The 2,662-nt window shown below is 33.5% G+C and carries 3 protein-coding genes; 2 read left to right on the forward strand and 1 reads right to left on the reverse strand.

Annotated features, from left to right (window positions below; translation table 11 throughout):
* Together ACIQ2S_RS12755 and ACIQ2S_RS12760 are read left to right on the forward strand one after the other, a co-directional pair.
* A partial coding sequence (locus ACIQ2S_RS12755; protein WP_396176588.1) for a COX15/CtaA family protein occupies positions 1–682 on the forward strand: 682 nt, incomplete at its 5' end.
* Between the two features lie 45 nt (positions 683–727).
* A complete protein-coding gene (locus tag ACIQ2S_RS12760; RefSeq protein WP_396176590.1) occupies positions 728–1,498 on the forward strand; it encodes a CDP-alcohol phosphatidyltransferase family protein in 771 nt (256 codons plus the stop codon).
* A gap of 50 nt (positions 1,499–1,548) precedes the next feature.
* Here ACIQ2S_RS12760 and ACIQ2S_RS12765 read toward each other — a convergent pair.
* The coding region (locus ACIQ2S_RS12765) for a DUF6029 family protein (protein ID WP_396176592.1) at positions 1,549–2,662 on the reverse strand (1,114 nt) is incomplete at its 5' end.

The raw sequence follows: 2,662 nt of genomic DNA on the forward strand, positions 1-2,662 counted from the left end.
AAATAAACTTGATTCTGAAACCATTAAAAAATGCATCATTTTGCTTTTCATGGGCGGATTTCAAGGTTTTTTGGGATGGTTTATGGTAAAAAGCGGTTTGATAGATAATCCCGATGTGAGTCATTATCGACTGGCCCTACATTTAACATTTGCTTTTATAACATTCGCTTATACTTTATGGGTGGCTTTAGATTTGATTTATCCAAACAAAATTGAAGTGATTCAACCTTTAAAAAATCTAGCACGAATCGCATTAGTTGTGCTTATTGTCCAAATCATTTATGGTGGATTTGTGGCAGGTTTAAACGCCGGTTTAATTCACAACCATTGGCCATTGATGAGTGAAGGAAAAGTGATTCATGAAACTGTTTGGATGGAACAACCCACACTTTTACAAAACCTAACCGAGGGAAAAAGTGGTGTACAATTTGTGCACCGAACGTTAGCTTATTTGGTGGTTGGAATGATTGTTTTTTTATATTACAGCAGTAAAAAATATACTTTGTCAACCCTACAAAGGAAAGGATTGAATGCATTGGTGGTAATCGTTTGTATTCAATTTTTATTAGGTGTTCTCACTTTATTACTTCATGTACCCTTGTGGTTAGGGTTGGTACATCAAGTAATGGCTTTCTTTTTATTGAGTGCGATGACATTTACCTTACATCGTTTCAGTAAATAAAAATATCAAGGACTATATTGTCGCAGTTTCGTTAGAAAAAATTAAATGTCAAAACTTGCCGTTCAGGATAAATTTTTAGATTTATCAGACTATGGTAGAACTTTCGGAAGAATTTTTGCTTTACAGTTAAAAAACACGCGTTTTACGCCTATTCATGTAACCTTACTTTTTGGTATTAGTGGTTCGTTTGCTATTTACTGCATTCTTTATCAACACTATGTTTGGGCTGCTTTTTTTATCATTCTAAAATCGATTATTGATGCTGCCGATGGTGAATTGGCTCGATTAAAAAAAACACCTTCCTATTCCGGAAGATACTTGGACAGTATTTTTGATATTTTCTTGAATTTCGGATTTTTGATGGCTATTTGCTATGTTTCAAATACTACATTTTGGTTCACTTTTTTAGCATTTTTTGCCCTTCAATTACAAGGGACTTTATACAATTATTATTATGTAATTTTACGAACAAAATCGGTAGGTGGTGATGCCACCAGTAAGGTATTTGAATACAAAACACCCAAAGCATTACCGGGTGAAAGTCAAAAATTGGTCAATGTTCTATTTACATTATACACGATTGTTTACGGCTCCTTTGACAAAATTATTCACTTTTTAGACAAAGATGCCTATAAGGTAAAGACGTTTCCAAACTGGTTCATGACCTTGCTTTCGGGCTATGGTTTAGGATTTCAATTATTGATTATCGCAGTGATGTTGCCCATGGGCTGGATTGAAAATATTGTGCCTTTTTTTATTGTGTACACTGTTTTTATTTTTGTGTTAATTGGGATACGCAAAAAATTCATTTCATAAAAAACCCCACACTCAATGAATGCAGGGAATTATATAAGCAACTGAAAATTTTAAAATGCCGTACTCAAAGTAAGAGTTAGTCCAGTACTTTCCGGTACAAAACGACAAACCCCGCCTACACAAACCAATCCACCACGTTGCCTTCCGTAGTTCACTCCAATTCTAGTTGAATTAATACGGTAAGCACCACCCATATTAAAGTAATGGTTTCTTTTATCAGGGTCATCATTACCATAATTAATGATATCCCAAATATAAAAAGAATAGGTATCATTGATGTCTAACTCTAATGTTCCTCCTGCCCAGTTTTTAAAATCAGCATCGGCCCACATGTGTTCTGCTTCAAAACGGATGGATTTTGTTTCAGCAAAATTATAAATGGCTTCTCCGGTAATAATATTTGTATTTACATCAGTACTAGCATCTTCAATCCAAGGTTTATTATAATATTGATTGACATAATTAAAACCTGTGTGCCATTTTTCAGAAATTTTCTTTTTAATTTCTAAATTATAATCTGAGAAATATTTAGTACCCACACCAAAAAAGTTGGTTTCATAATTGCTAGGCGTTAATTGGTATTCACCAGGTAAATTAAACCATTGTGACATATTAAAAGCGACTTTTGTACCATATTTTCCACCTATTTTAGTGTCCTTGGCAAAATCATAAAAAATATCTATTTGTCCACCGGTTTCGCCGGCTTTTAAAATGGTTGGTGATTTAAAATCCACTCCTACTTGTGCTTGGTAAACATAAATGTTAGCTAAATTTGAATGTTGTTGTTTAGTTAAAGCCGGTGTAAAATTCAAAACTTTATCATTAAAGTTTAAACTTGTATTTTCACCGGAAACTGTTGGAACCCTTTCCGACAAAAACAACATGTTTTCGGATCTTCGCAAAGTTGCATCAATACCTAAACCTTGCTTAGAATAACCCAAATTAAATAAAATTGCACTACCTGGTTTTACAAAATCATTATCAATGGTATTACTAACCCGATTTAAAACTGCATCTTCCGCTTTGTAATTGTATTCTAACGATGAGTAAAATGAATTGATAGAATAATTCACTCTACCGGAAAAAGCGTTCGTTAACGCCTCAAAATTTGGCTCAGGTATCTCTTTTATTATTTCATAACGACCTACATAGCTTAAACCAAAA

It is taken from the genome of Flavobacterium sp. (assembly GCF_044371705.1).
GTDB lineage: Bacteria > Bacteroidota > Bacteroidia > Flavobacteriales > Flavobacteriaceae > Flavobacterium.